Raw genomic sequence first — 1,056 nt, 5'->3', positions numbered from 1 at the left:
TTTTTATAATACGCTTCTGCTTGGTCGTGATTTTTGCGAATATTCGTTAAAAAGAGTGCGTAATTGCCATTAACAATTGTATTATTAGGTTCAAGTTCTAAGGATTTTTTGTAATACGCTTCTGCTTGGTCGTGATTTTTGCGAATATTCGTTAAAAAGAATGCGTAATTGCCATTAACAATTGCATTATCAGGTTCAAGTTCTAAGGATTTTTTATAATACGCTTCTGCTTGGTCGTGATTTTTGCGAATATTCGTTAAAAAGAGTGCATAATTACCGAAAAGTTCAAAACTCTTAGGGTGTGCTTTCAACCCTTCTTGATATATTTTATTTTGCTTACTAGGGTCTGTTTCTTTTTTAACTTGTAATTCATAATCCCACCAAGTGGGTAATTGTACTTTTAATGCTTCTAATTCATCATCTTCTATATCTTGTTTACCTAACTTCTTCAGTTGTTCTTGGTACTTCTTTGCTTGTTGAATGGCATTCTTAACCAATACACTTTCCTCAACATCATCTGGATCAATTAATGGAGAGTGCTCTAATTTAGCATTTAACATGAGCATAAAAAGGTCAAACCCCTCAATTTCAACAATAAAATCTTGATCTGTTAATAGGCTTTTTATTTCTGCTGATAATTTTCTTTCATCTCTACAACACCAATAGATGGGTTTTCTACTGGTGGTTTCTCGTAAATAATTCATAATATCTGTGTCGTAGCCACCATAACCGATCACAATTAAATGCACGCCTGCTAAAACAGGGTCAAGGTTCTTTTTCAACTCAGGTGTCAAGGCATCTGTGTCTTTTGTGGTATGTTTTGGGCTTAATAAGTAATCATGATGTAGTTTCACAATCACTGGGCGAATGCTATTATTAACAGAAATATAATTAGCCAAAGAGGTGTGCCCGATAATTAAAGGTTTGGTATTTTGAAGTGAAAATAAAGCATCTTCGGTCATTGTGTCAAAGTTGGTGGTTAGCACAAATTTATGTTTGGTGTTGGTTAGAATTTGTGCCAAAAATAAGTAGCCGATGCTTGGGGTTGCTCGATTG

Annotated in this window: 1 protein-coding gene; it reads right to left on the bottom strand. The window is 34.4% G+C overall.

The genetic code is table 11. The features are described 5' to 3' along the window. Positions 1-1,022, bottom strand: a 1,022-nt coding sequence (locus BBROOKSOX_RS11525) for an SIR2 family protein (RefSeq protein WP_373896635.1), incomplete at its 3' end; no start/stop codon positions are given. Between the last annotated feature and the right edge of the window lie 34 nt (positions 1,023-1,056).

It is taken from the genome of bacterium endosymbiont of Bathymodiolus sp. 5 South, from assembly GCF_900128535.1.
In the GTDB taxonomy this organism is placed as follows: Bacteria; Pseudomonadota; Gammaproteobacteria; order PS1; family Pseudothioglobaceae; genus Thiodubiliella.
The sequence above is the reverse complement of the archived record's forward strand: the minus strand, read 5'-3'. Positions and strand labels throughout refer to the sequence as shown.